This is a genomic window from Marinovum sp. 2_MG-2023 (assembly GCF_030548265.1).
Taxonomy (GTDB): domain Bacteria; phylum Pseudomonadota; class Alphaproteobacteria; order Rhodobacterales; family Rhodobacteraceae; genus Marinovum.
This window is the reverse complement of the sequence record NZ_JAUOSD010000005.1, coordinates 52207-77966: the sequence shown is the minus strand read 5'-3', so window position 1 is coordinate 77966 and position 25760 is coordinate 52207. Positions and strand designations below refer to the sequence as shown.

The window sequence follows — 25760 nt, the reverse complement described above, 5'->3', positions numbered from 1 at the left end:
CCGCGCCCCGGTTCCATCCTGTCAAACCTGCAAAACGCTTGAAACAAGCAGCTGCGAATAGGCATGCTGCGGGTCGTCCAGCACCTGATCGGTCAACCCGGCCTCAACCACATGACCGTCCTTCATCACCATCAGCCGATCCGCCAGCAACCGGACAACCGCCAGATCATGGGTCACAATCACCGCCGAAAGCCCCATATCGCGCACCAATCCCCGCAACAGATCCAGCAGCCGCGCCTGCACGCTGACATCCAACCCGCCGGTCGGTTCATCCATGAACACCAACCGCGGACCGGTCACCAGATTGCGGGCAATCTGCAACCGCTGTTGCATCCCGCCGGAAAACGTCGTCGGGCGGTCATCTATCCGGCTGGCGGCAATTTCGACCCGCTCCAGCCAATCGGCCGCCTGACCGCGAATATCACCGTAATGCCGCGCACCCACCGCCATGAGCCGCTCGCCGACATTGCCACCGGCGCTGACCCCCATGCGCAGCCCGTCGCGCGCATGTTGATGCACAAAGGCCCAATCGGTGCGCCCCAGCATCCGGCGTTCCGGTTCCGACATGGTAACGGTATCGCATGCGCCATGCGCGCGGGTGGCAAAGATCACCTGTCCCTCGTCCGGCATCAGATGCCCCGCCATGGATCGCAACAGCGTGGTCTTGCCGGACCCGCTTTCGCCGACAATGCCCATGACCTCGCCGGGCCAAAGATCAAACGACACATCGCCGCAACCGATATGGCTGCCATACCGCTTGGTCAATCCGCGCACCGACAACAACGGGCCGGTCGCAACCTCTTGGCTCAGATCCTTCATTGCGCCTGCTCCCCCAGATGGCCGGCATCGCGCCGCGCGGTGCAATAATCAGTGTCGGAACAGACAAACATCCGCCCGCCACGGTCATCGGTGATGATCTCGTCCAGATAGCTGTCGTCAGCACCGCAAAGCGCACAGGGGTGCGGGGCCTTGCTGGGATCAAACGGATGATCCTCAAAATCCAGACTGACCACCTTGCTGTAGGGCGGCAGCGCGTAGATCCGCTGTTCGCGCCCGGCCCCGAACAATTGGATCGCAGGGCTTTCCAGTTTGGGATTGTCGAATTTCGGGATCGGCGACGGATCCATCACATAGCGCCCCTCGACCCGCACCGGATAGGCATAGGCGGTGGCGATATGGCCGTGGCGTGCAATATCTTCGTACAGCCGCACATGCATCAACCCGTATTCCTCAAGCGCATGCATCTTGCGGGTTTCGGTTTCACGCGGTTCCAGAAACCGCAGCGGCTCCGGGATCGGCACCTGATAGACCAGGATCTGATCTTCGGTCAGCGGCTCTTCGGGGATGCGGTGGCGGGTCTGGATCACATCGGCCTCACCGGTGTGGGTGGTAGTCGCAACACCGGCCGTCTTTTCAAAGAACTTGCGGATCGACACCGCGTTGGTGGTGTCATCCGCGCCCTGATCAATCACTTTGAACGTGTCATCCGGGGTCAGCACCGCCGCCGAAACCTGAACCCCGCCAGTGCCCCAACCATAGGGCATCGGCATTTCGCGGCTGGCAAACGGCACCTGATAGCCCGGAACAGCCAAACCTTTCAGGATGGCGCGGCGGATCATCCGCTTTGTCTGCTCATCCAGATAGGCAAAATTATAGGATTGATCGGTCATCCCCTGGCCTCTCTTTTGCCACGCTACGGGCGGCGGTTTGAATGGCACGTTTCACCGCGCCGGGATCATTCAGGACATCGCGGTGCCAGATCCGCAGAACCCGCAGACCGCGTTCCGCCATCCAGGCATGGCGCTGTGTATCGGCGCTGTTGCCGCTGTGCGGGCGGGCGGCGGATTCGATCACCAACTGGCACTCGGCACAGTAAAAGTCGGCCACATAGGGCCCAAGCGCCGCGTCACGGCGAAACCGCAACCCGTCGTCCACCTGAATATGACGCAAAATCTGCCAGAGCTGATTTTCCGAGCCGATGTCATGCGGACGCAGCCGCTTTTTGTCCGAGACGCGGGATTTGCTTTGGGGCATCGCCGTGTCTTGCCCGGTACGTGCGGATGTGGCGGGCGTGTCGGTCTGCGGGGCATTGGCAAGTCTGAAAGGCAAAGTCGGAGTTCCTGGTATCCTGGGGACATGCGCAGGGGCATGGTTCGGGGTGCTCAATCTCACTCCGCCGCCTCCTGTGCAATGCGCAGCTCTGCCTCGCGACGCAGTTTTCGGATCAATTCCAGTTCTGATTGGAAATCCACGTAATGTGGTAGTTTTATGTGCTCAAGAAAGCCGGTCGCCTGAATGTTGTCGCCATGGGACAGGACAAATTCCATGTCCTGTGCGGGTGCGCCGACATTGTCTTCGCCCAATTCCTCCCAGCGTAGGGCACGATCCACCAGCGCCATCGCAATTGCCTTGCGCTCGGATTGCCCAAAAACAAGACCATAGCCCCGGGTGAACTGTGGTGGTTCGGTCTTGGACCCCTTGAACTGGTTCACCGTTTCGCATTCGGTCAGCGTGACCTCGCCGATCTCGATCGCGAACCCCAGTTCCGGGATCTCCATCTCGACGGCCACGGTGCCGATGCGCAACTCTCCGACAAAGGCATGGTTGCGGGCGTAGCCGCGCTGGGTCGAATAGGCGAGCCCAAGGGTAAAGCCCTCATCCGCGCGGGCCAGCGCCTGAAGCCGCAGCGCACGGTCGGCGGGCAATTCCAACGGTTCGCGGGTCAGATCACGCGGGGTTTCTCCGCGATCCGGTGCCGCTTCGATAAGGCCTTCGCGGTCAAGGAATTCCATCACATGTGGCACCGGGGCCGGGGCTGGCGCGGCCTCGGCTGCCGCATCCAGGGTGCCGCCATCTGCCGCCAGTTTGAAATCCAGCAACCGGTGGGTGTAGTCAAAAGTCGGCCCCAGGATCTGACCCCCCGGCAGATCCTTGAACGTGGCCGACACCCGCCGATCAATCGCCATTTCGCCGGTGTCCACCGGCAGGCTCGCGCCAAATCGTGGCAACGTGGTGCGATAGGCGCGGATCAGGAACACCGCCTCGATCAAATCACCGCGCGCCTGTTTGAGCGCGAGCGCGGCCAGATCGGGATCATAGAGCGAGCCTTCGCCCATCACCCGCGCCACAGAAAGCGCCAGTTGCTCGCGGATCTGATCAAGTGACAGTTCCGCAACGCCCGGATCGCCGCGCCGTTCCTCGGCCAGCCATCCATGTGCATTGTCAATCGCGCGCTCGCCGCCTTTTACTGCCACATACATCGCTCAGGCCACCTTTGTGCTGCGTGGCAACGCCGCGAGGCGCTCTCCACAGGTGAAAAAGAAATCACATCCCAGCGGGAACCGCGCAGCATTGGCTTGGAACGCGGCGGTTTCCGGCAGATTGAGCTGTGCCGTGTCGGCGATACCGGGCCCGGACAGGGTCGCGCCCGCGGCGTGCAGCTCGGCCGTCTCGACGATCAGGGTCGTCGAACGGTCCGGGTATTCAGCGGTGCCAAAGGGGTATTGGTCAATCGGGGTCAAAGCATCCCAAGTGCCCAGCGCAAAGACGCACGTCGCCGGTCCGACCAGCGGCGCGCCGGTGTGGAACCGCACCCAGTTGCGCACCGCGTCGCAATCGGTCGCACCCGCCAGATACAGCGGCGTATCCGGGTCGCAAAGGGTCAGCAGCAGGGTGCCGGCGGCAATCGACAGCGGCGCTGGTGGATTGGCCCCGCGCAGCGTCTCGACCAGTCCGGGGCGCGCCATGGCGTTCATCGCCGCGCGAAACGCCATGGCAGAGGCCCGCGCCGGATCGCCAAACCCGCCTTCAAGCATTTGTGCCTGATCGCTCATGCGTCTTCTCCCCGTACCATGGTAAAGAAATCAACCTTGGTTGCCGCCGCTTTTGCCGCGCGTTTTCCGGCCCTGGCGCTGTGCTCGTCCCGCAAGGGGGTGATGATCGCCGCCGCGACGGTCGCCGCCGCCGATGTTTGCATCAACGCATCGACCAAGGCCGCATTTTCCGCCGCGCGCCTGCTGCGACCCTGGACATAGCCATGGCCAACCGCCCCGCCGGGCAATTTCACAGAGGCGCGCGTCACGGTCATTTCGCCAAGGTTAAAGGCATCTCCGGTGCCCCCGGTCCGCCCGCGAACCATCACAGTTCCGATTTCAGCCGCGCGCAGCCAGGTCGCGGCACCACCGCCCAAGACCCCGTCCAGCGCCGCGCCCAGCGCAGATGCGCAAAGCCCGTTCAACCGGTCATGCGGCGCACGCGCCAAGGTCGACATCCATGATTTTCGCTGAGCAATGTTGGCCGTCATGTGGGTTGCCTTTCTTCCTAGACAACTATACAAATTCAAGCGTTGTGTACCCTTCCAACCGCCGAGTTGGCAACACCCGAAACGCGAAAGTTTTGTGACATGCCCGACCCCTCCTCCGTGTCCTCGTCTGGCACAGCCCCGACACGCACCCCGATCTGGAAAGCGATTCACACCGACATTGCGGATGCGGTGGCGCGCGGACAGTATTCGGTGGGGGACAAGCTGCCGACGGAATCCGATTTGGCGGCGCGCTTTGGTGTCAATCGCCACACCGTCCGGCGCGCGCTCAAGGAATTGGCGGCAGATGGTCTGGTCCATGCGCGGCGCGGTGCGGGGGTTTTTGTGACCGGGCGCCCGACCGACTACAAGATTGGCCGCCGCACAAGGTTTACCCGCAATATCGAAGCCCAGGGCAAGGTGCCGGCCCGCAGCATCGACGTATTGGAAACCCGCACCGCCGATCCGACAGAGGCCGAGGCACTGCACCTGCCCAAAGGGGCGCAGGTGCTTGTCTGTGAAGGGGTGTCCCTGGCGAATGAAGAGCCAATCGCAGTGTTCCGCAGCGTCTTTCCCGCCGACCGATTGCCGGGGTTCCCCGAACATCTGGAGCAGATGAAATCCATCACCCGCGCCTTGCAGGCGATTGGCATCGCCGATTACACCCGCGAAGACACGCGGATTACCGCCCGTGTGGCCGATGCCACCCAGGCGCTGAAACTGCGCATCGACGAAGGGGATCCATTGATCCTGTCGATTGCGATCAACCATGCCGCCGAAGGCTGGCCGCTGGAATATGGTCTGGCATGGTTCGTCGGCGAACGGGTAACGCTGCAAATCGAAACCTGAACGTTTCGCCCAAAACGGCTTAACCGCCGTATTTCTCCAGAAACGCCTCGGCACTCAGGCCGCGAAAGTCACCCAGACGCGCCCGCAGGGTGTCATGATCCCAATCCCACCAGGCCAGCGCAATCATCCGCTCGGCCACATCGGCGGGTTGACGTTTTCGCATCGGCTTGGCCGGGATGCCCGCCACAATGGTATAGGGGTCGACATCGCGGGTCACAATTGCCCCGGAGGCAACAACCGCACCATGGCCGACCGTCACCTCTGGCTTGATCTGGGCGTTGTGGCCGATCCAGGTATCATGGCCGATTTCCGCCCGACGCGCGCGACGTTTGGCAAACCACGCGGCATCATTTTCGACCTCGTCCCAATAATCGGCAGAACGATACAGAAAGTGATGCAGGCTGGCGGTGTCCAGCGGATGATCCGTGGCCCCGATCCGCACAAAGCTCGCCAGATTGGCGAATTTGCCGATCCGGGCGTTGGCGATATCGGTGCTGCGGTCACAATAGGCATAATCATCGAAATGGCTGGCTGCGATCCGGCTGCCGGCGCCAATTTCGACAAACGCGCCAAAGGTGGTGTCGGTGATGGTACAGCCGTCATGAATGACCGGCAGCTCAGCATTCAATCGCGGCATGTCATTTCCCGTCGCTGCTGCCGGCAATCAGCCGCTCGCGCAACTTGCCCGACACCCAATCCATCAACATGACCACACCGAGGATCAACAGAATGTAATAGCTGACTTCTTCCCAATCCTTATGTGTTGCCATGGCCTGGGTCAGCATCAAACCAATGCCACCACCGGTGATGGCCCCGATGATGGTCGCGGACCGTGTGTTGGATTCCAGATAATAGAGCACCTGACTAAGCAACACCGGCGTCAGCTGTGGGATCACACCAAAGCGATAGCGTTGCAGCGGCTTGGCCCCGGTCGAGCGGATGCCCTCGATCTGTTTCTTGTCGACGTTTTCCAGCGCCTCGGAGAACAATTTGCCAAAGGTGCCGGTATCGGTCAGCAAAATCGCCAAAGACCCGGTCAACGGCCCCGGTCCAAAGGCCCGCGCCAGAATGATCGTCCAGATCAGGGCGTCAACACCGCGCAGGAAATCGAACACCCGCCGCACCGCCATACGCACCACCATCAGCGGGGCAAAGTTACGCGCCGCCATAAAGGCCAGCGGCAAGGCGACCATCGCCGCCCCGAATGTGCCAAGAAACGCCATCAACACGGTTTCAAACATCGCCCAGGCGACCTCGCCGTGGCGCCACATGGCATTGTTCCAGAAATCACTGAATATCGCCGCAAATTCGCCCGAGAACGCACGCGTCACCAATTCGCCAAAGCCCATGCCATGATAGCGGCTGTCGAGGGTGAAGAAGAACAATTCCCAGCCGGTGAAATAGCGGAACACCTCTGACCGGTTACGGGTCACGGTCAGCCGGGCATTGTCCAATGTCACCGTCATGCGGTTTTTCGACAGGTTGATCCACTCTGGCAACGGACCTTCGGGCAAGACCGCCTGCACACCGTTGCGTCCGGGGGTGGCGGTGATGGTGCCATAGCCGGGGATCACCTGGGTGATGGTCTGTGCCCCAAAGGTCACCGTGCCATCCCCTGCCAGATCAATCACTGTGTCGGTGTCGCCAAGCGTCACCCAGTCCGGCGATGTGCCTTCCGGGTATCTGCCCTTGCGTTCGCCTTCGATGGCCAGAGACACCTCGCCATTGCGGTTGTCGCGGGTCACATGTGTCTTGTAGCTATAGCTGTCGGCCACCAACGCGCGGGCATTGTCGAGGCTGGCGCGCTGGCTCAGCCCCGGAATGTCAAAGGCAAAGAACACATAGGTCAGATAGACCAGGATCACGGCGGGCACCGCCAGCGCCACAATCTTCTTGCGTGACAAATGCGCCTGAGCGCGGCTTTTCAGCAAATCGGTCGGGGCGGCGTGGGTTGCATCGGTCATTGGGTTCTCTCCCCTGCGGCGCCATGGGTCAACCGGTCGCGATAGCGGCTGGACAATTGGTCGATCAACATGATGGTAGCGAACAACAAAATGAAAATCGCCGCTGCCTCGTCGTATTTGCCCTGCCCCCAGGACATGGCGTTCTTCAGCTCATAGCCAATGCCGCCGGCCCCGACAAAACCAAGGATCGCAGAAGCGCGAATGTTGATTTCGAACCGCAGCAGCGCATAACTGAGATAGTTTGGTGCCACTTGCGGGATCACGCCCAGCACCATGCGCTGGGTCCAGGTCGCCCCGACGGAATGCAATCCTTCGATCGGTTTCAACGAGGCGTTTTCATTGACCTCGGAAAACAATTTGCCCAGCGCCCCAACCGTATGAAACGCAATGGCGATCATCGCCGGAACCGGGCCACCGCCAAGAACAAAGATCAGCACCAGCGCAATCACGATTTCCGGCACCGCGCGCATCACATCCATCATGCGGCGAAACACCGGGATCAAACGCGGCCAGCGCGCCAGCCCACGGGTGGCCAAAAGCGAAATCACAATTGCGACCAACCCGCCAAACAGCGTCGCTGCGGCCGCAATATTGATGGTTTCCAGCAAGGCCGGAAGAAAATGCAAAAGATGCCCAGGCAACAGCGCCAACTTCTCGCCCGCTTCGCCGAGAACTTCGGCCGGGAAATCACCGATGCGATGCAACCCGTCCCAGAACCCGCCGGCGTTGCGGTCATCGACCATCACGAAGCCCGAGGTCATCAGCGCCACAAAGACCAGCAACAACACGCCGCCATAGCGGCTCTTTTGGCGTTTCATTGCCAGGTAATCATTGCGCAGATCGCGCAAGTGTTCGTCAGCGGCGCTCATTTCGGCCATGGGGATCCTGCCTCACATAAGAAACGGGCCCCTCCCGAAGGAGAAGCCCGCAAAATCACAAATCGCGATCAGTTCGATTTCGACTGACGTGCCGCGATGATCGACAGATATGCGTCATGGGTGATCGGGTCGAAGCCCAGCGATTCACCGGCAGAGATGTTGTAGGTACATTCTTTGTCGGCGTCATACATGCCATCAACCATGGCGGTCATTTTGGCTTTGACTTCTTCCGGCAGCGACGTGCGCAGAACAATCGGGCCTTCCGGGATCGGCTTCGAGCGCCAGATTTCAACCAGATCGTTCATGTCGATCAGGCCAGCGTCAACCGCTTTGCGCAGCGCGCCCGAGTTGAAGCCGTCTTCCCATTCGCCCTGGCCGTCGGCCCAGGTCACACCGGCGTCGACGTCGCCATTGTTGACCGCAACGATGGTCTGCTCGTGACCGCCGGTGAATTTCACTTCGCCAAAGTAGTCGCCGGATTCCATGCTGGCGCCGGTTGCGTCAGGGATCTCGATCGACGGGATCAGGTAGCCGGAGGTCGAGTTGGGATCGCCAAAGCCGAACACTTTGCCCTTCATGTCGTCCAGCGATGCAACGCCGGCGTCTTTGCGGGCAAAGCCGATCGAGTGATAGCCGTAAGAACCGTCAAGGTTGATCTTGACCAGAACCGGTGTCACCGCTTCGGGGTCGGTCAGATAGGTTTTGGCATAGGCCGAGGCACCAAGCCACGCCATGTCGATTGTGCCACCCAGAAGACCCTGGATCACGCCGTCATAATCGGCAGGGGCGAACAGTTTGGTTTCAACACCCAATGTTTCTTCGGTGTATTCTTTCAGGCACTCGTGGCTGTTCAGACGGTCCTGGGCGTTTTCGCCACCAAGGATGCCGATGCGGAATTCGGTGATGTCCTGGGCCATGGCGGGGGCCGCGATGGCGGTTGTGGCCATCAGGGCAACAAGCAGATTTTTCATGAGTCTTCTCCGTGAAATACGCCCCATCGGTCATTCGGGGCTGGTGAAAAGGTGGGAAACGTCAGGCAGGCACCGCATCCAATGCGGTGATCTCGGTCGAGGTCGCCGCTTCGGAAAACGCACCCGACGCGCCGTAGATGTCGCGCGCTGCGCCTGTGGTCAGCTGTTCGGGCAAGCCGTCAAACACCACGCGCCCGGCCCGCATACCAATGATGCGGTCGCAATAGCGGCGGGCGGTGTCGAGCGTGTGCAGGTTGGCCACAACGGTACGGCCGTCTTCGTCGTGAATGCGGCGCAGGGCCTCCATCACGATCTGGGCATTCATCGGATCAAGCGAGGCAATGGGTTCATCCGCCAGAATGATCTGGGGATCCTGCATCAGCCCACGGGCAATCGCGACCCGCTGTTGCTGGCCACCCGAAAGCGCCTCGGCGCGTTTCGTGGCGTGATCCGCAATGCCGAGCCGGTCGAGAATATCAATGGCCCGGTGAATATCTTCGGTCGGATATTGATTGAACATCGTCGCCAGCGTCGAGCGGCGGTTCAACGTGCCGTGCAACACGTTCGACACCACATCCATACGCGGGACGAGGTTGAATTGCTGAAAGATCATCGCACATTGCGATTGCCAGTTGCGCATCTCTGCGCCTTTCAGCTTGGTAACATCATGTCCTTGAAACAGGATTTCGCCGCTGCTGGCGTCGGTCAGGCGATTGAACATGCGCAGGAGCGTCGATTTGCCCGCACCCGAGGCGCCGATGATCCCGACCATCATGGGCCGATCCACCGAAAAGCTGACATTGTCGACAGCTGTGTTGCCGCCAAAAATCTTCGTCAGCGCATTTACTTCTAGCATTCCATCCCCCGGCACCATGTCCGTGGGCCGGGGTACTCAGGTTATGCGACCGATAGTTTGCAGTTTTGCGAAAGGTTTGTAACGCCGACCTTTCCCTGGCGGAATCCTGTCACGCGCCTGCGGTCATCGGGGCAAATCGACCGCAGGGCGCGCAATAAACAGGCAACAAATCAGCGCACCACATAAACCGAGCAGGTCGAATGGCGCACCACCCGCGCGGCATTGGGGCCAAGCAGGTAGTCTTTGAAATCCGGGCGATGGGCGCCAATCACGATCAGATCGCTATCGGCCAGTCCCGCCGCCTTCAGCACCTCTTCATAGACCCGCCCGATCGCAACGATATGGCGCACCGATTTGTTGCGCTCTGATCCCAGGCTGGCCTCCACCGTGGCTTTCAGGATTTCCCCGGCCTTGTCACGGGCGGTTTCGACCTGATGGTCCTGAAAATAGACCCCCACCAGACTGGCGCCGAAATCCGGCACCACGGTGATCACATCCAGACGGGCGCCATCCAGATCGGCCAGCCGTGCCGCCGTTTCCAGAACCCGCTTTTCATCTTCGGGGCGGTTGATGTCGATGGCACAAAGTACACTCGCGGTCATGCCGGTTCTCCTTCGCGGATCGTGGGTTGCGCCCGGCGGGACTGCAAGTAGGCAATCAGCGCCAGCAACATCAGCGCCGGGATAAAGATCAGCTCTTTGGGCCATTGATCGGCACTGGCCTGAACGCTGGCAATCGCCACCGGATCATCGCCGTAGAAATCAAACGACGCCAGAGCATCGCCCAGATCGGTGCCAAATCCCGGCTCGTCCAGCCGCACCACATCGCCCTCAGGGATCAGCACAAAGCCCAGGGCATCAAGCCGCGCCTCTGCGCCGTCCACATCCGGCACCGTGACAGGCACGGTCAGATCCTTCATCTCCAGCGTATCAAAATCCGGTCCCGACACGACAACCCGCAGCTGGCTGCCCGGTTCCGCATCCCCAACCGCCTGCGAGAATGCGGCGGGTTCGATCTGAACAAAGGGGGGTTGCAGCTGGTTCATGAAGACGCCGGGCCGGAACAGGGCAAAGGCCACCAGCAACAGCGCCACGGTTTCCCAGATCCGGGTCTTGGTCAGGAACCAGCCCATTGTCGCGGCGGTGAACACCAGAATGCCGATGGTCGCGACAATGAACACAATGATCCCCTGATACCAGGTTACGTCGATCAGCAACAAATCGGTGTTGAAGATAAACACAAACGGCAGCGCCACGGTGCGCAGCGAATAGAAGAAAGCGACAAAACCGGTACGGATCGCATCCCCGCCCGACACGGCAGCGGCGGCGAAACTGGCCAGCCCCACCGGCGGCGTCACATCCGCCATGATCCCGAAATAGAACACAAACAGGTGCACCGCGATCAACGGCACCACCAGTCCCGATTGCGCGCCCAGTTCGACCACAACGGCAACCATCAGCGATGACACAACGATATAGTTCGCCGTCGTCGGAAGCCCCATGCCAAGGATCAGCGACAGGATCGCCACAAAGATCAGCATCAGGATAAGATTGCCGCCAGACAGGAATTCAACAAAATCCGCCATCACCTGGCCAATCCCGGTCAGCGACACGGTGCCGACGATGATACCGGCGGTTGCGGTTGCAAGACCGATGCCGATCATGTTGCGCGCGCCGTCAATCATGCCTTCGATCAGGTCAACACCGCCCTCACGCAGGCGGGAAATCGCATTGTCCTCGCCACGGAAAAACGCCTTGAGCGTCTTTTGCGTCAGCAGGATGCCAAACAACAGGAAGGTCGCCCAGAACGCCGACAGACCCGGCGATTTGCGCTCGATCATCAGGAAATACACCAGCACGATGATCGGCAGCAGGTAATAAAGACCGGATTTATAGATTTTCGGGATCTCGGGAAGTTCCACAACCTCGGCGTTGGGATCATCGGGTTCAAGGTCCGCAACGGTCGAGGCAAGATAGATCAGCGCGATATAGACCGCCGCCAACAGGGCCGCCAAAATCCAGCCCGATCCAGCCGGGAACATAGACGTGATCAGCTGAACCGGGAATTTTGTCGCGTAACACAGCACCGCAAATCCGGCAAAGAAGCCAAACATGCCAAGGATCGTGTTGAACAGGTTCACCACCTTGTTGCCGATGGTCGGCATGTTGTTTTTCACCGCCTCCAGGTGAACGATATAGACCAGCGCGATGTAGGAAATGATCGCGGGCAGGAAGGCGTGGGTGATGACCTCGACATAGGAAATGCCGACATATTCCACCATGAGAAAGGCCGCAGCCCCCATCACCGGCGGCATGATCTGGCCGTTGACGGACGAGGCAACCTCGACCGAGCCGGCCTTTTCCGCGCTGAAACCAACCCGTTTCATCAGCGGAATGGTGAATGTGCCGGTGGTCACCACGTTGGCAATCGACGAACCGGAAATCAGCCCCGTTGCAGCAGAGCCGACAACGGCGGCCTTGGCCGGACCACCACGCAGGTGGCCAAGCGCGCCAAAGGCCATCTTGATGAAGTAATTGCCCGCCCCGGCCTTATCCAACAGCGCGCCGAACAGCACAAAGAGGAAGACGAATTTGGTGGAAACCCCCAGCGCGATGCCAAACACCCCTTCGGAGGTGATCCACATGTGGCTCATCGCCTTGCGCAGGGATGCCCCGGCCCAGCGGATCTGATCCGGCACGGCCTCGGACGAGCCAAAGAAGACATAAAACAGAAAGACCACCGCCAAGACGACCATGACCGGGCCAAGCACCCGGTAAGAGGCGATGAACAACAAGATCAGCCCCGCCAGCGCAAAAAGCGCGTCTGAATCATCGGCCAAACCGCCGTTGCCGACGATCTTGGCGTAAAAGAAATACCCGTAAAGCGCCAGAAACGCCCCGGCGATGCCCAGCGCCCAATCGTACCAGGGGATATAGTGGCGCGGGCTGGATTTGAACAAGGGATAGGCCATGGCGGCCAGGAAAACAGCAAAGGCCAGATGGATCTGGCGGGAATTGTTGATCAGATCACCGGGCAGGATATAGGGCGCAGATGGCGACGCCAGCAGCACCTGAAACACCGACCAGATCAACGCCACCGCGGCGACAAATATGCCAACCGCCCCGGTCGGGCTGCGCGCCCCGCTGTCGCTGGCGGCGACAAGTTCCTGAAGCTCTTCCTCGCTTAATGCGCGATTTGCTTGTTCCGACATCTGACCCCCTGTTGCCGTTGTCCGGCAGACCTTGTTTGGTTCGTAAGCACGGCAAACCGGGGACGCGCACGCCCCCGGTTTTTGTCACGTCATCAGGCGCAGATCACTCGATCCAGCCTTTTTCCTTGTAGTATTTGGCCGCGCCATCATGCAGCGGCGCCGACAGGCTGGCAGAGACCATTTCCGCTTCGGTCAGATTGGCGAAGGCGGGGTGCAGGCTTTTGAAATCGTCGAAGTTTTCAAAAACACCGCTGACCAGCGTGTAGACCACATCTTCCGACACATCGGCAGAGGTCACAAACGTTGCGCGCACACCAAACGTGGTGGTGTCGGCATCATTGCCGCGATACATGCCGCCGGGGATCGTGGCGACCGAATAGAACGGGTTGTCGTTGACCAGTCCCGCGACCGCATCACCGGACACTTCCACCAGGACGGAATCACAGGCGGTTGTCGCCTCCTGGATCGACCCCGACGGGTGACCCACGGTATAGACCATGGCGTCGATCTGGTTGTCGCAAAGCGCCGCTGACTGCTCGGCTGCCTTCAGCTCGGTTGCCAAAGCGAAATCATCGGTGGACCAGCCCATGGCCTCCATCAACACTTCCATTGTGCCGCGCTGGCCGGAACCGGGGTTGCCGATATTGACCCGCTTGCCCTTGAGATCCGCAAAGGATGCGATGCCGCTGTCGGCGCGGGCCACCACTGTGAAGGGTTCGGGGTGAACCGAAAAGACCGCCCGCAGACCTTCGAACGCACCCGCGTCAGAGAAGGACGAAGACCCGTTATAAGCATGGTACTGCCAGTCCGACTGGGCCACGCCAAATTCCAGCTCGCCTTCGCGGATGGTGTTGATGTTGTAAACCGACCCGCCGGTCGATTCCACCGAGCAGCGCACGCCATGATCGCGCCGGCCCTTGTTCACCAGACGACAGATCGCGCCGCCGGTCGGGTAATACACGCCGGTCACGCCGCCGGTGCCGATGGTGATGAATTCCTCAGCCACCAGCGCAGCGGGCGCCAGGACAGCCGCGGCGGCAATGCCTGCGGCGGTGAGTTTCAGTTGTGAAAACATTGAGTTTCTCCCTCTTGGATTGGATAGGCATCTGGGCTGCCGGTCCCGATCTTGTGCCGGAGCGCGGCTCTTACCTTCGATCCCAGGATAGGCGCTGGCGCATATCCTGTCTTTTGCGTCACACCGGTGCGCCGCTTGATCTGCGGGGTTCGGGTGCTGATGGCCGAGATGTGCGTGCTGTCCACTGCCGGTGGTCGAATTGGCACGATCGCCAACACGACCCCAAATTCAGAAAGCTGCCAAAGAGCACCGGTCAACATAGCATAACAATTGGCTGAGCGCGGCTCGATGGTCAGGGACAAAACAATCTCCACCAGGTACAGGGGGAATGTTCACGTTGTTTCCGGCATTGTCAACTTGCGGTTTTTTTGGTTCGATTGAACACCAGCCGGAGGTGACCTATGTCCCATGTGTTTCCACGCCATTGCCGCGCCACCCTGCCAACAGCCGTTCGCGGCGACGGGATCTACCTTTATGATGGTCAGGGCAAGGCCTATCTTGACGGATCTGGCGGGGCGGCGGTGTCCTGTCTTGGCCACAGTGACCCGGATGTGATTTCCGCAATAAAGACCCAATTGGACACATTGGATTTTGCCCATACCGGGTTTTTCACATCGGCCCCCGCCGAATCGCTGGCGGATCGGTTGATTGATGCCGCGCCACAGGGGCTGGACCGGGTCTATTTCGGCTCTGGCGGGTCAGAGGCGGTTGAATCCGCCCTGAAACTGGCCCGGCAATACATGATCGAAATCGGCCAGCCGCAGCGCACCAAATTCATCGCGCGCCGACAGAGCTATCATGGCAACACGCTGGGCGCGCTTGGCACCGGCGGCAATATGTGGCGACGCGCGCCATTTGACCCGGTGATGGTGTCCGCCAGCCATATTGCCCCCTGTTACGAATACCGCCTGCGTGCGGCTGGCGAAACCGAAGAAGGCTATGGGCTGCGCGCCGCTGACGAGCTGGAAACCGAAATTCAGCGGTTGGGCCCGGAAAATGTCATCGGTTTTCTGGCAGAGCCGGTTGTCGGGGCGACCGCCGGGGCGGTGCCGGCCGTCAAGGGATATTTCAAACGCATCCGCGAGATCTGCGATCGCCACGGCATCCTTTTGATCCTGGACGAAGTGATGTGCGGCATGGGGCGGACGGGCACGGTATTTGCCTGTGAACAGGATGGTGTCAGCCCGGATATTCTGACCATCGCCAAAGGTCTGGGCGCCGGGTATCAACCGATTGGCGCAATGCTGTGCTCTGGTGCGATCTATGCCGCAATCGAGACCGGCAGCGGATTTTTCCAGCATGGTCACACCTATATCGGCCATCCCGTTGCCTGTGCGGCTGCCGATGTGGTGGTGACCAAACTGACAGAGGGCGGCATGGCGGCGCGGGCGATGCAGATGGGCACCCAATTGAGCAAGGCATTGGAGGCCGAATTCGGCCAGCACCCGCATGTCGGCGATTTGCGCGGGCGCGGCATGTTTCGCGGCATCGAATTGGTGGCGGATCGCGACACCAAGGCCCCCTTTGCCCCGGAAAAACAGGTGGCCGCGCGTTTCAAGAAGGCCGCAATGGCCAATGGTCTGATCTGTTATCCCATGAGCGGCACGATTGACGGCGTAGAGGGCGATCATATCCTGCTGGCCCCGCCGTTTATCATCAACGACGATCAGATCGGCGAATTGGTGGACAAGCTATCGCGCAGTCTGGCGACAGTTCTGGAATAACGCTGTCGCGGAGAGATACGACTTCTGCACCGTGGGCGGCCGGTATCAATGCAGTCCAATGTCCGCAGTCCAATGTGCAATATCCAGTGTGCAATGACGGCTGCGGTGGCCGCGCAGATCACAAGCCCCGGATCACGCCAAATAGCGCAAGGGTCCGGGCGCTTTATGCCTCTGCCGCCACTTCCAGTTTATCCAGAACATTGCGGAACACTCGCATTTCTTCTTCGGAAATATCCGCTTGCAGCCTGCGTTGACGCACCTGAGTGACCGGCAGGGTTTTTTCAAAGATCTCCTGACCTTTTGCCGTCAGCTTCAGGATTTGTGCCCGGTGATCATGCTCATCAACACGCGCCGAAACAATGCCATCAGCGATCAATGTCTTGAGGTTTCGGCTCAGCAATCCTTTGTCCAATGCGGATTCACGCGCCAAGACCGAAAGCCGCGTTGTGCCCGCCACCCCGGTCAGGGCAATCACCCGCCATTGCGTCACCGTCACGCCCGATGCTTCGCGCAGAATCCGCGAGGCCTGTGCATTCAGCTTTGCGTGAACGCGGGCAATCCGGTAAGTGACATATTGATGCAAGCTGATCGGCGCATTGGGGGTGTCATCAACAACTTTTAGATCTTCTGGTGGCATTTATCTCTCCATAACGCCTACGGTCCGCAAATGTTAAAATAGAACACCGACGCCGTTGATGCATCAACAAATTTTTGCATCACACAAGAACGCAGAAAAGGAATATCTCGTGACTTGGTTTATCAAAGCTCTGGCCGCAACCGGTTTCGTCGCAGCGTTGACAACGTCGGTCCATGCTTCGGATTGGTCACCCTCGGGTCCGGTCAAATTGATGATCGCCTTTGCTGCGGGGGGCGGTGCCGACACCCAGGCGCGATTGATTGCCGAGGATCTGGAGGCCAAGCTGGGCTGGGAATTGATCCCGCAGCAGGTCACCGGCAAAGGCGGGTTGAATCTGGCCAAGGCTTTGCACGACATGCCTGCGGATGGCACGGCCATTGGCATGGTTGTGACGGAAACGCTTGGCTACAACATGCGTGTGGCGGATGCCGGGATGACCCCCGATGATTTCACCGCCATTACCACCACATCCAGCTTCCAGATGGCTGTCGTTGCCCCAAGCACCAAGGGCTGGACCAGCTTTGCCGACGTGATTGCCGCGGCCAAATCCGGCGAAACACTGCGGTTTGGGGTGATGTCCCCGAAACTTGCCGACCTTGCCTATCTTGTTGGTGAGGCACAGGGCGTCGAATTCAATATCGTGTCGGTGCGCGGCGGCCGGGAAGTGATGAATGGTGTGATCGCGGGCGATATGGATCTGGGATTCATGGCCGGCATTCAGGGCAAGGCGGTCGACGCCGGCGAAATGGTCAATCTGGCCTCGGCGCTGTCGACCCCGCTGATCCAGACGCCGGACGCGCCGGTGTTTGCCGACCTTGGCGTGCCGTTTAACGCCGATGGCTATTTCCTGTTCATCGGCCCCAAGGACATGCCAACCGCGACCCGCGATGCGCTGGCGGAGGCTATTTCCGATGTCGTATCCACAGAGGGCTACAAATCCAACGCCATGATCACCGCCGCCTTTGGCGGTGCCACGGTGATTGCAGGTGATGCGGCGCAGACGCTGGTGACCAAAGGGTATGACGCGGCGGGCGCATTGCTGGCCACGGTCGAAGCGGAGTAGTCCGCTGCACGACGCAAAGTCAGAGCCCGCGCCGATCCGGCGCGGTGCTGTTTCCGATCAACTGTGGCTTGGCCTGGGGTGTACCGCCCTGGCGGCGGTGATTGCGCTGATCTGGATACCGATGGACAGCGGCACCGGGTTGACAGAGGTGCAGCGCCGCCGGATCACCCTGGGCGATGCGCTGGCGCCGACACTGGCCGCCGGCTTTATCGGCTTGGGCGGATGTGTCCTCTTGCTGCAAAGCCTCGTAGCGAAACCCGGGGAACCCGCCGCCGGATTGCAGCGCAGTCACCTGCTGTTTCTGCTGCGTTTTCTGGCGATCTGTGGTCTGGGGCTGGTGTTGATGCGCTGGGCCGGGCCCTTGGCGGTGGCATTGGCTGACCCCTTTGTTGCGGCAGATCTCAACTATCGCAGCCTGCGCGACACCGCCCCGTGGAAATACATCGGCTACCTGACCGGCGGAACCTTTATCGCCGCAGCCCTGATGGCAGGGGCCGAAGGTGGCTGGCGCCCGCGCCATCTGGCCCTTGGCCTGGCGACCTCTCTGGCGCTGGCGCTGTTGTTCGATCTGCCGCTAGATGGTTTGCTGTTGCCGCCAAATGGCGATCTTTGATGGGACTGACCGATTACATCTGGCTTGGTGTTCTGGCGGTGTTTCAGGGACCAGAGGCCTTTGATCTCTTTGGTCTTTCGGTGTCGATCACCGTGCTGATGGTGGTGGCGGGTTTCATCCTGGGGATTGTTGTCGGCGCGACACCGGGGCTGGCCGGGCCGATGGCCATGGCAATTGCCCTGCCGCTTTTGATTTCTGCCTTCGGCTTTACCCCCGATGCGCTGTTGCCGGTCATGGGGTTCCTGATCGGGGTGATGAAGGGGGCGACATTGGGCGGGGCGGTGCCCGCAATCCTGTTCAATACCCCCGGCACGCCGGATGCCTATCTGACCACGCTTGACGGCCACCCGATGACCCGCGCCGGACAGGCCCGCAAAGCGCTGAAAATCGCGCATGTCAGCTCGGCCACGGGTGACACTTTTTCGGATGTGGTGCTGATCCTGTGTGCACCGTTTCTGGCGGTGGTGATCGAAGGCTATCTCGACCTGCCGGAAAAAACCGCATTGCTGATCCTGTCGCTGGCCTTTGTCGCGTCGGTGATCGGGAACTCGGTTGGCAAGGGATTGATTGCCATGGGGCTGGGTCTTATGGCCGCCTATATCGGCACGGGCGAGGATTTTTATCCCCGGCTGTCCTTTGGCACCCAATCGCTGGCGCGGGGGTTTCCGGTCACCACTGCGGTTCTCGGGGTGCTGATCCTGGGAGAGGTGTTCAAATCGCTGGACGATCTGCGGCGCGATCGCCACAGGCCGGACGCACCCAAGGCCCCAAAGCCCACCGATCACGCGGCGTTGAGCCGGGCAGATCTGCGCCGTATCGCGCCCTATATTGCGCGGTCAGCGGTGATTGGCACCGCCGTGGGGGCGCTGCCGGGCATTGGGTCAACGCTGGCGGCGACGCTTGGCCATACCTCTGGCGCACGCCGTCATGCCCGCAAACACCCCGACCGCCTGCCCTTTGGCAAAGGCGCCCCGGAGGGCATCGCCGCAACCGAGGCCGCCAACAGCGCAGTGTCGGGCGCGAACCTGATCCCGGTGTTGTCCTTGGGTATTCCCGGCAATGCCGCTGCGGTTTTTCTGATCCTGGCCACCGAAAGCATCGGCGGCTTCAACCCCGGCCCAGCGGTGTTCCGCATCCCCCCCGACCGGATCAACCCGGAACTTGTGGTCGCTTTTGGTCTGTTTACCATGATGATGCTGGCCAATTTGATGAATTGGACCATTGGCGGGCTGTTCATGCGGATGGCGGGGGTGATGGCACGCGCCCGCAAGGAATTCCTGATGCCGATGGTTTTGTTGCTGACCCTGACGGTGATCTATGTGCAAGATCCGCGAATGATCGCAATCTGCTTTGCCATCGGCTTTGGTGTTTTGGGGTATCTGATGCGCCGCGTCGGCATGTCGCCGTTGCCCTTTGTCATCGCCTTTTTGCTGGCCAGACGGCTGGAAGATACGGCGCGTCAGGCATTTTCGGCCACCGGCGGCGATGCCTGGTTCCTGTTCACCCATCCGATTGCTGCGCTGTTCATGGCATTGGCGGTGGTGTCGGTGGGGCTGTCACTGCGCAGATCGGCAGGGCAACAGCGGCCATAGCCGCCTTGCCCAACCAAGTGCAACTTTGCGTATTATTCGCCCTGTGTCGGCGTGTTGACCCCAACCGATTGCAGATACCGGCGCACATTGCGCGCGGCCTGGCGAATGCGCTGTTCGTTTTCGACCATGGCGATGCGCACGTAACCTTCGCCGCGCGGGCCATAGCCGACACCGGCGGCCACCGCGACCTTGGCGTGGGTCAGGAGCTGCTTGGAAAACTCAAGCGAGCCCAAATGCGCCAGCGCCGGCGGCAACGGCGCCCAGGCAAACATGGAGGCCGCAGGTGCCGGAATGTCCCAACCGGCCCGCGCAAAGCTCTCGACCAGCACATCACGCCGCTTCTGATAGCGTTCGCGGTTCTGCGCCACGATATCCTGTGGGCCGTTCAACGCGGCACAGGCGGCAGCCTGAATCGGGGTGAACGCACCGTAATCAAGATAGGATTTCACCCGCGTCATCGCCGCGATCAGCCGGGGATTGCCCACCGCGAACCCCATACGCCAGCCAGCCATGGAATAGCTTTTTGACAGCGAAGTGAACTCGACCGCCACCTCCTTGGCGCCCGGCACTTCGAGGATCGACCGGGTCGGGTTGCCATCGTAGTAAAGTTCCGAATAGGCCAGATCGGACACCACATAGAGGTTGTTTTCACGGGCAAAGGCCACAAGCCGTTCGTAAAACGCCAGATCGACGGTTTCAGCGGTCGGGTTGGACGGATAATTGACCACCAGCACCTTGGGCCGTGGGCGGCAATCGGCAACCGCCTTTTCCAGGCTTTCGAAATAGAATTCATCCGGCGTGGTTGGCACCGCGTGGATCGTCGCGCCGGCCATGATGAAACCAAAGGTGTGGATCGGATAAGACGGATCGGGGGCCAGCACCACATCGCCCGGCGCGGTGATCGCCGTGGCCAAACTTGCCAGCCCTTCCTTTGACCCCATGGTCACCACGACCTCGGTCTCGGGATCAAGGTCGACGTTGAAACGGTTGCCGTAATAATTCGCCTGTGCGCGGCGCAGGCCGGGAATGCCCTTGGACTGGGAATAGCCATGCGCATCGGGTTTCATCGCCACTTCGACCAGCTTGTCGATCACATGTTGCGGCGGCGGCAGATCGGGGTTGCCCATGCCAAGGTCGATCACATCTTCGCCCGCGCGTCTTGCGGCTGCACGCATCGCATTGGTTTCGGCGATCACATAAGGCGGCAACAGGCTGAGGCGGTAGAATTCGTCTGACATGGCACTTTCACGATTTGAGGACAGATGCCATCGGCATAACGCCCCCCGCCACCAGTTGATAGCCCGTTTTGCGCCGCCCGCCCGTTAGATGGCAAGGAATCCAGATCCGTTCCGGCCCATCGCGCCCCCAAATCCCGGTCTGTTCAATCCGCCGACCCCGACAGCATCGCCGCAACCATCATCAGATAGGTCAATTGATGCAGGCTCTGATCAATCCCGATGGCCCGCCAAAACCCCGGTTGTGCCGCCGTTACCGCGTGATGGCGCACCCATCGTTCCTTGGCCCAGTCGAGATGATAATGCACCAGCACCTCGACCAGCACGATCAACAGCACCAGACCAAGGGACGGCCCGGCAAAGACCCCAGCCGCCAGCAACAGGATCGGCAAGCTCAACACCCCATGCAGCGCCGCATGGGACAGCCCGCCAATATGGCCATAGCGGCCTTTTCCCGCCAGCATGAACGACGTTTGCAGGACGAAATCCGCCAGCAGATGTTTGACCTGCAACCCTGCCAACAACACCAGTGTCAGGATCATGTCGTCCATCACGGCGCAATTGCTTTGTAATACATCATCGCTCCCGGCATTTCGAGACTGCCATCGGGCAGGATATATCTGGTGAATTCAGCCTGAATCTCCGCGGCGATCGCATCGCGCTGCGCGGTGTCCGGCTGTTTCAACCGGTAAAGGGTCGAGATCGGCCCGACATATGAAAGCGATTGCATAAGCGCAGCAAGCCCCTGTGGATGGCCGATGGCGATGGTTCGGCGCTGGCCGGTCACCTCATCATAACCCGCTTTGGTCAATAAGCCTGTAACATAGGTCACATCCGCAAAAGCCAAGGGCCCCGGCGGCGGGGCGGGGCTGACAGGGGCGGGGCTGGCCGGTGCAGAGGGCAACGGCCCAAGATGGCGTTCCGCCACCTTCAGCGGCAGGGAAAACCAAGGGTTGTCGTCCTGCCCCCAGCCATTGAACGCGATCACGGCACCGGGGCAAAGATGCGCGCGAATGCGCCGCAACGCCCGGACCGGATCGGAAAAGAACATCATGCCGATTTGCGACGCACAGAGATCGAACCTTGTTGGTGACTTTGCCCCCGGCTGATCCAGATCATCGGTCTGAATGTCGAGTTTGCGAAAGCTCGGGCTGTCGCGCCCGGCGCTGCGCCTGCGTGCCAAATGCAACAGCGGCTCGGACACATCAAGCCCCAGGACCGCGCCGGTCTCTGCCACCTGATCCGCCATGCGCAGGCTGAGCGTGCCCGCACCACAGCCGATGTCCAGCACATTTGCGCCGGGTGTCAGCGGCAGGCCGGCCAGCAATTGATCCATTGCGTCACGCAGGAAAATATCCAAGGCACGCTGATTATCCGCCCAATCACGTCCTGATTGGCCATTCCAAATGTCATGGGTGGCGGTGTTCGCCATGTGTGCTGTCCTGTTCTTGTTCGTGAACCGCCGCCAATGCCGCGCGTGCATCGCGCACATCGGGCACTTCCATCGTCGGCGGATAACCCGCCAGGGCCACCGCCAGATCCTGCGCCTGTGTCGGGTCGACCCGCACCGCAGAGACCCGCGCGCGCAACGCACAAAAAACCGCCCCCTGAGCATCCGCCAATGTGGCGGCCTCATTGAACATGGCAAGCGCCTGAGCGATCTCGCCACGCTCCGCGAGCAACTCCCCCTGAACCCGCAGCACTTCGGGCCGCACCAGGTCTTCGCCCGTCAACCGCAGCCGCTCCAACGCTTTTTGCGAAAAATCCCAAGCCTCGTCCGGTTTGCCACGGTCCCGGGCAATGCCGGCCATCAGGGTGAAATACAACGGCTGCAACATATGGCTGCCAGAGGCGGTATATTGCGCATATCCCTGCTTCATGATCTCCCAGCCGCGCGCCCGCGCGCCCTGTTGGCACAGACACCACCCCCAGAGAATACGCCCGACCCCGGCATGAAATGGAAATTCATAGCGGTCCGCATGGCGGGCGGCCTGTTTGGCGATGGGCAACAAACGGTCAAAATCGCGCATCAGATGAAAGGTAAAGGCCGCAAAGGTCAGCGACCGCGCCATGGAAAACGGATGCCCGATCCGGCGGGCGATCTCCAGCATTTCATCGGCACAGAACCCGGCCTGATCCGGTTCGCCCAGATACCAAAGCGTCGATGACAGATACGCCATACAGGCCAGCCCCGGATCATCGCCATAAAGCGCGGTATTGCCGGAACCGACGCCGCTTGCATAGCCGTCAATTGCCAGCCCAAGATGCCGGCGCGCCAAGGTCAGTTTCCCCAGCATGAAGGCCGTGGCCCCCAAGGCCCGGTTCGCCTCGAGTGCGAGGGCCGGGTCAGACCCGTCTTCATCGACCCTTTGCAGCATATGTTGCGCTACCTCTTCGGCACCAACGTATTGCGCGCTCATCTGATAATAGAGCCACAGGCCACGGCGCACCTTGAACCGGTCCAATGCGGTGCCCACACGATCGGCCAGTTCCGCCGCTTCGGTATAGACCGCCCCGACCTGTTCCGCGCCATATCCATCGTGCGACGACACCGCCGGACCCAGCGCCAATAAAAGCGTCAGATGCCGCAGATCGGTGTCGCGCCCCTTTGGCAGATGACCCACCAGATCAAGCCCGCGATTGTAAAGCTCAATGGCTTCGCTTTGGGCGGACCGGCGCACGGCCCGATCGCCAGCCTCTTGCCAGCGGGCAATGGCGGCATCAAAACGTTCCGCTGCGGTCAGATGGTTGGCCAATTGCCGCACATCATGGCCGGAATTGTCGTTCAGCACATCGGCAATCGCCCCATGGCGCTGGCGACGCAGCGATTTCGGCTGCGATTGATAGGCCGCCTCCTGAATCAGCGCGTGGCGGAAAAGATACCGCGTATCGCCAAGGTCCACCGGCTCGATCAGCGCCAGTTCCTCCAGCTTGGCCAGACTGGGGCGCAGATCAGCCGGAGCCGCGCCCAGCACGCGGGCCAGCAGCCCCGTATCAAAAGCCCGGCCAATGCAGCTTGCGATCTGGGCAAGAGGTTTGGCAGACCCCGCACTGTCGAGACGGGCCGACAACACGCCCTGAAGCGTGGCGGGAATGGTCAATGCCCCATTGGGCTGGACCGTGTTGCCGCTGCGCGCCAGAAGATCGCGGGTCAGTTCCGAAATGAACAACGGCACCCCGTCCGAGGCTTCGACGATCTGGGTCCGAATATCATCGGCCAGCACCCGGCCAACGGCCAATTGATCCACCATCCGCGCCGCCGCCGACCGCCCGATCCGCGACAATTCCAACGTGCGGCTGGTGTCCGACGATTGCCAGGCCGGGCGGGTCTGTGGCCGTGACGTGGCCAATATCATCAGCGGCAGATCCTGACAGGATCCAGCCAACGCCAACAGAAATTGATCGGTCAGCGGATCGGTCCAATGCATGTCCTCGATCACCATCACCACCGGACCACCGGCACAAAGCGCCCGAATGTCGTCGACGATTGCGGCAAACCATGCGGTCTGGCGTTGGTCGGTGGTCTGGCCTTTCGGCGGTGGTGCCAGATCCAGCAGATCCCCCAGCCCCTGAAGATAAAGATAGGGGGATACCCCGCCGCGCAACGCCAAATCGACAAAGGCCGCCCGACGCTGGTCCAAGGGTGCATCGGGGCAAATGCCCGCCCGTTCGTACAACCACGCCACAAAGGGATAAAGCGTGGCATTGTCGTTATATGGCCAGCATTGCAATTCAAACGCGACGGCGCCCTCTGCCTTGCAATTACGCATGAAATGCGCGGCCAGATGGCTTTTGCCAATCCCCGCCTCGCCCACCAATGCCACCAACCGCAGACCGCCGCCCGCAGCCGTACCGCGCCACCAATCCTCTAGTCGGGACAGGGGGCCATCGCGGCCTTCAATCGGCTCGCCGCCCAACCGCGCCGCGGGCGAAGCGCCCGAGGTTTCATGACGCTGTGCCGTGTCCAGCCGCCAAACCCCCACCGGACGAGCAAATCCCTTGACCTGACGCGCGCCCAGATCGCTGCGCCGGAATTGCGGGTTCGGCAGCAATTCCGCCGAGGCCGCATCAATCAGCACCTCTCCGGGATCGGCCAGCGCCTCAAGCCGGGCGGCCAGATTGGGGGTTTTCCCAAAGACGGTTTCAAGTTGCCCGGTGCCCGCATCCAGCTTGCGCCCGACAAGGACCAGCCCGGTTGCCATGCCAACCCGCACCTGCAACGGTCGCCCGGACGGGCCGCGCAGTTTCCCCACCGCCCGCACCAGCTCAAGCGAGGCATGCGCCGCCCGTTGTGGCGCGTCCTCATAGGCCTGAGGCCAGCCGAAATACACCAGCACTCCATCGCCAAGGTAATTGCCCAGATGCCCGCCCCACAGCAACACCGTCTGCCGACAGATGTCGACAAACCGCGCCATCAGCACCTCAAGATCTTCGGGATCCATTTCGGTCGCCAGCCCGGTGAAATCGACCAGATCGCAGAACAGCACCGTGATCTGACGACGTTCGCCATCGGCGGCATTCGCGGGATTGCCGCCCGGGTGTGACGTCGCGGGGGATTGGGTGTCGTTGTGTTTGGCCGGTGGGCTTGGGGCGATTGATTGCTCTCGGCCAATCGCCCGCAGCAAACGTTTGCGGGCGCCCATCGGCAGGCCGATCTCGCGCAGGTCGGCGTCGGTCAATGTCCCCAGAACATCAAGCCCGATGTCGTGTTCCAGAAACCGGGCGGCGTATTTCTCAAGCCCATGACCACGAAGCCAATCTTCAACTTGCAAGTGACCTCCTTTCGATGGCG

The 25760-nt window shown here is 60.9% G+C and carries 25 protein-coding genes; 5 read left to right on the top strand and 20 right to left on the bottom strand.

What is annotated here, in order from left to right:
* Positions 1 to 21: 21 nt before the first annotated feature.
* Genes phnK through phnG form a run of 6 tightly spaced genes read right to left on the bottom strand, consistent with a single transcriptional unit; the run spans position 22 to position 4303 of the window.
* A complete protein-coding gene (phnK, locus tag Q4577_RS07875) occupies positions 22 to 819 on the bottom strand; it encodes a phosphonate C-P lyase system protein PhnK (protein WP_303469184.1) in 798 nt (265 codons plus the stop codon).
* Positions 816 to 1670: an alpha-D-ribose 1-methylphosphonate 5-phosphate C-P-lyase PhnJ gene (locus Q4577_RS07870; protein ID WP_303469183.1), complete on the bottom strand. Its 855-nt coding sequence runs from the start codon at positions 1668 to 1670 to the stop codon at positions 816 to 818. The genes phnK and Q4577_RS07870 overlap by 4 nt, the downstream gene beginning before the upstream one ends.
* A complete protein-coding gene (locus Q4577_RS07865; RefSeq protein ID WP_244688098.1) occupies positions 1651 to 2109 on the bottom strand; it encodes an endonuclease domain-containing protein in 459 nt (152 codons plus the stop codon). Before Q4577_RS07865 ends, Q4577_RS07870 begins: the two co-directional genes overlap by 20 nt.
* A 59-nt stretch (positions 2110 to 2168) precedes the next feature.
* Entirely contained in the window at positions 2169 to 3260 is a 1092-nt protein-coding gene (locus Q4577_RS07860; protein ID WP_303469181.1) for a carbon-phosphorus lyase complex subunit PhnI, read from the bottom strand.
* Between the two features lie 3 nt (positions 3261 to 3263).
* Positions 3264 to 3833: a phosphonate C-P lyase system protein PhnH gene (phnH, locus tag Q4577_RS07855; protein WP_303469180.1), complete on the bottom strand. Its 570-nt coding sequence runs from the start codon at positions 3831 to 3833 to the stop codon at positions 3264 to 3266.
* The gene (gene phnG / locus Q4577_RS07850) at positions 3830 to 4303 is read right to left on the bottom strand and encodes a phosphonate C-P lyase system protein PhnG (protein WP_303469178.1); all 474 of its coding nucleotides are present in this window, start codon (positions 4301 to 4303) and stop codon (positions 3830 to 3832) included. Before phnG ends, phnH begins: the two co-directional genes overlap by 4 nt.
* Before the next feature lie 99 nt (positions 4304 to 4402).
* Here phnG and phnF point away from each other — a divergent pair, with 99 nt between their 5' ends.
* On the top strand, positions 4403 to 5149 hold the full coding sequence (gene phnF / locus Q4577_RS07845; RefSeq protein ID WP_244688090.1) for a phosphonate metabolism transcriptional regulator PhnF: 747 nt from the start codon (positions 4403 to 4405) through the stop codon (positions 5147 to 5149).
* A gap of 19 nt (positions 5150 to 5168) precedes the next feature.
* Here phnF and Q4577_RS07840 read toward each other — a convergent pair whose 3' ends face one another.
* The 9 genes from Q4577_RS07840 to Q4577_RS07800 all read right to left on the bottom strand — a co-directional run bounded on the left by Q4577_RS07840 (position 5169) and on the right by Q4577_RS07800 (position 14406).
* Positions 5169 to 5786 carry a chloramphenicol acetyltransferase gene (locus Q4577_RS07840; RefSeq protein ID WP_303469176.1) on the bottom strand — a complete coding sequence of 206 codons (618 nt, stop codon included), beginning with the start codon at positions 5784 to 5786 and terminating at the stop codon, positions 5169 to 5171.
* 1 nt (position 5787) lies between these two features.
* The gene (gene phnE, locus Q4577_RS07835) at positions 5788 to 7113 is read right to left on the bottom strand and encodes a phosphonate ABC transporter, permease protein PhnE (protein WP_303469175.1); all 1326 of its coding nucleotides are present in this window, start codon (positions 7111 to 7113) and stop codon (positions 5788 to 5790) included.
* A complete protein-coding gene (gene phnE / locus Q4577_RS07830; protein WP_303469174.1) occupies positions 7110 to 7991 on the bottom strand; it encodes a phosphonate ABC transporter, permease protein PhnE in 882 nt (293 codons plus the stop codon). The genes phnE (Q4577_RS07835) and phnE (Q4577_RS07830) overlap by 4 nt, the downstream gene beginning before the upstream one ends.
* Positions 7992 to 8059: 68 nt before the next feature.
* Positions 8060 to 8962, bottom strand: a complete 903-nt coding sequence (gene phnD / locus Q4577_RS07825) for a phosphonate ABC transporter substrate-binding protein (protein ID WP_244688084.1) — start codon at positions 8960 to 8962, stop codon at positions 8060 to 8062.
* A 61-nt stretch (positions 8963 to 9023) separates the two neighbouring features.
* Complete coding sequence (gene phnC, locus Q4577_RS07820; RefSeq protein ID WP_303469172.1) at positions 9024 to 9818, bottom strand: phosphonate ABC transporter ATP-binding protein; 795 nt, start codon at positions 9816 to 9818, stop codon at positions 9024 to 9026.
* A gap of 170 nt (positions 9819 to 9988) precedes the next feature.
* Complete coding sequence (locus Q4577_RS07815; protein WP_303469170.1) at positions 9989 to 10420, bottom strand: universal stress protein; 432 nt, start codon at positions 10418 to 10420, stop codon at positions 9989 to 9991.
* The gene (locus Q4577_RS07810) at positions 10417 to 13029 is read right to left on the bottom strand and encodes a TRAP transporter permease (RefSeq protein WP_303469169.1); all 2613 of its coding nucleotides are present in this window, start codon (positions 13027 to 13029) and stop codon (positions 10417 to 10419) included. The genes Q4577_RS07815 and Q4577_RS07810 overlap by 4 nt, the downstream gene beginning before the upstream one ends.
* 103 nt (positions 13030 to 13132) lie before the next feature.
* Positions 13133 to 14104 carry a TAXI family TRAP transporter solute-binding subunit gene (locus Q4577_RS07805; RefSeq protein WP_244688075.1) on the bottom strand — a complete coding sequence of 324 codons (972 nt, stop codon included), beginning with the start codon at positions 14102 to 14104 and terminating at the stop codon, positions 13133 to 13135.
* The gene (locus tag Q4577_RS07800) at positions 14089 to 14406 is read right to left on the bottom strand and encodes a hypothetical protein (protein WP_303469166.1); all 318 of its coding nucleotides are present in this window, start codon (positions 14404 to 14406) and stop codon (positions 14089 to 14091) included. Before Q4577_RS07800 ends, Q4577_RS07805 begins: the two co-directional genes overlap by 16 nt.
* Before the next feature lie 99 nt (positions 14407 to 14505).
* Between Q4577_RS07800 and Q4577_RS07795 the strand changes: the two genes are divergently transcribed.
* Positions 14506 to 15828 carry an aspartate aminotransferase family protein gene (locus Q4577_RS07795; RefSeq protein WP_303469164.1) on the top strand — a complete coding sequence of 441 codons (1323 nt, stop codon included), beginning with the start codon at positions 14506 to 14508 and terminating at the stop codon, positions 15826 to 15828.
* A gap of 163 nt (positions 15829 to 15991) precedes the next feature.
* Here the strand turns inward: Q4577_RS07795 and Q4577_RS07790 are convergent, their stop codons facing one another.
* Positions 15992 to 16465: a MarR family winged helix-turn-helix transcriptional regulator gene (locus tag Q4577_RS07790; RefSeq protein ID WP_244688071.1), complete on the bottom strand. Its 474-nt coding sequence runs from the start codon at positions 16463 to 16465 to the stop codon at positions 15992 to 15994.
* A gap of 109 nt (positions 16466 to 16574) precedes the next feature.
* Between Q4577_RS07790 and Q4577_RS07785 the strand changes: the two genes are divergently transcribed.
* From Q4577_RS07785 to Q4577_RS07775, 3 genes are read left to right on the top strand one after another with little or no spacing between them, the layout of a single operon-like run.
* Positions 16575 to 17528, top strand: a complete 954-nt coding sequence (locus Q4577_RS07785; protein ID WP_303469163.1) for a tripartite tricarboxylate transporter substrate binding protein — start codon at positions 16575 to 16577, stop codon at positions 17526 to 17528.
* A complete protein-coding gene (locus Q4577_RS07780) occupies positions 17485 to 18141 on the top strand; it encodes a hypothetical protein (protein WP_303469162.1) in 657 nt (218 codons plus the stop codon). Before Q4577_RS07785 ends, Q4577_RS07780 begins: the two co-directional genes overlap by 44 nt.
* Complete coding sequence (locus Q4577_RS07775; RefSeq protein WP_303469161.1) at positions 18141 to 19733, top strand: tripartite tricarboxylate transporter permease; 1593 nt, start codon at positions 18141 to 18143, stop codon at positions 19731 to 19733. Before Q4577_RS07780 ends, Q4577_RS07775 begins: the two co-directional genes overlap by 1 nt.
* A gap of 32 nt (positions 19734 to 19765) precedes the next feature.
* Here Q4577_RS07775 and Q4577_RS07770 read toward each other — a convergent pair whose 3' ends face one another.
* From Q4577_RS07770 to Q4577_RS07755, 4 genes are all read right to left on the bottom strand, one after another.
* The gene (locus Q4577_RS07770) at positions 19766 to 20971 is read right to left on the bottom strand and encodes an LL-diaminopimelate aminotransferase (protein ID WP_244688062.1); all 1206 of its coding nucleotides are present in this window, start codon (positions 20969 to 20971) and stop codon (positions 19766 to 19768) included.
* Between the two features lie 143 nt (positions 20972 to 21114).
* Entirely contained in the window at positions 21115 to 21510 is a 396-nt protein-coding gene (locus Q4577_RS07765; protein ID WP_303567610.1) for a DUF3307 domain-containing protein, read from the bottom strand.
* A gap of 8 nt (positions 21511 to 21518) precedes the next feature.
* Positions 21519 to 22400, bottom strand: a complete 882-nt coding sequence (locus Q4577_RS07760) for a class I SAM-dependent methyltransferase (protein ID WP_303469159.1) — start codon at positions 22398 to 22400, stop codon at positions 21519 to 21521.
* Positions 22378 to 25740: an adenylate/guanylate cyclase domain-containing protein gene (locus Q4577_RS07755; protein WP_303469158.1), complete on the bottom strand. Its 3363-nt coding sequence runs from the start codon at positions 25738 to 25740 to the stop codon at positions 22378 to 22380. The genes Q4577_RS07760 and Q4577_RS07755 overlap by 23 nt, the downstream gene beginning before the upstream one ends.
* Between the last annotated feature and the right edge of the window lie 20 nt (positions 25741 to 25760).

Coding starts and splice junctions, on each gene's coding strand:
- phnF (WP_244688090.1), top strand. CDS start 4,403: ATGCCCGACCCCTCCTCCGTGTCCTCGTCTGGCACAGCCCCGACACGC.
- Q4577_RS07805 (WP_244688075.1), bottom strand. CDS start 14,104: ATGTTTTCACAACTGAAACTCACCGCCGCAGGCATTGCCGCCGCGGCT.
- phnC (WP_303469172.1), bottom strand. CDS start 9,818: ATGCTAGAAGTAAATGCGCTGACGAAGATTTTTGGCGGCAACACAGCT.
- Q4577_RS07795 (WP_303469164.1), top strand. CDS start 14,506: ATGTCCCATGTGTTTCCACGCCATTGCCGCGCCACCCTGCCAACAGCC.
- phnD (WP_244688084.1), bottom strand. CDS start 8,962: ATGAAAAATCTGCTTGTTGCCCTGATGGCCACAACCGCCATCGCGGCC.
- Q4577_RS07790 (WP_244688071.1), bottom strand. CDS start 16,465: ATGCCACCAGAAGATCTAAAAGTTGTTGATGACACCCCCAATGCGCCG.
- Q4577_RS07860 (WP_303469181.1), bottom strand. CDS start 3,260: ATGTATGTGGCAGTAAAAGGCGGCGAGCGCGCGATTGACAATGCACAT.
- phnG (WP_303469178.1), bottom strand. CDS start 4,303: ATGACGGCCAACATTGCTCAGCGAAAATCATGGATGTCGACCTTGGCG.
- Q4577_RS07760 (WP_303469159.1), bottom strand. CDS start 22,400: ATGGCGAACACCGCCACCCATGACATTTGGAATGGCCAATCAGGACGT.
- phnE (WP_303469175.1), bottom strand. CDS start 7,113: ATGACCGATGCAACCCACGCCGCCCCGACCGATTTGCTGAAAAGCCGC.
- Q4577_RS07780 (WP_303469162.1), top strand. CDS start 17,485: ATGACGCGGCGGGCGCATTGCTGGCCACGGTCGAAGCGGAGTAGTCCG.
- Q4577_RS07870 (WP_303469183.1), bottom strand. CDS start 1,670: ATGACCGATCAATCCTATAATTTTGCCTATCTGGATGAGCAGACAAAG.
- phnH (WP_303469180.1), bottom strand. CDS start 3,833: ATGAGCGATCAGGCACAAATGCTTGAAGGCGGGTTTGGCGATCCGGCG.
- phnK (WP_303469184.1), bottom strand. CDS start 819: ATGAAGGATCTGAGCCAAGAGGTTGCGACCGGCCCGTTGTTGTCGGTG.
- phnE (WP_303469174.1), bottom strand. CDS start 7,991: ATGGCCGAAATGAGCGCCGCTGACGAACACTTGCGCGATCTGCGCAAT.
- Q4577_RS07770 (WP_244688062.1), bottom strand. CDS start 20,971: ATGTCAGACGAATTCTACCGCCTCAGCCTGTTGCCGCCTTATGTGATC.
- Q4577_RS07815 (WP_303469170.1), bottom strand. CDS start 10,420: ATGACCGCGAGTGTACTTTGTGCCATCGACATCAACCGCCCCGAAGAT.
- Q4577_RS07840 (WP_303469176.1), bottom strand. CDS start 5,786: ATGCCGCGATTGAATGCTGAGCTGCCGGTCATTCATGACGGCTGTACC.
- Q4577_RS07775 (WP_303469161.1), top strand. CDS start 18,141: ATGGGACTGACCGATTACATCTGGCTTGGTGTTCTGGCGGTGTTTCAG.
- Q4577_RS07765 (WP_303567610.1), bottom strand. CDS start 21,510: ATGATCCTGACACTGGTGTTGTTGGCAGGGTTGCAGGTCAAACATCTG.
- Q4577_RS07810 (WP_303469169.1), bottom strand. CDS start 13,029: ATGTCGGAACAAGCAAATCGCGCATTAAGCGAGGAAGAGCTTCAGGAA.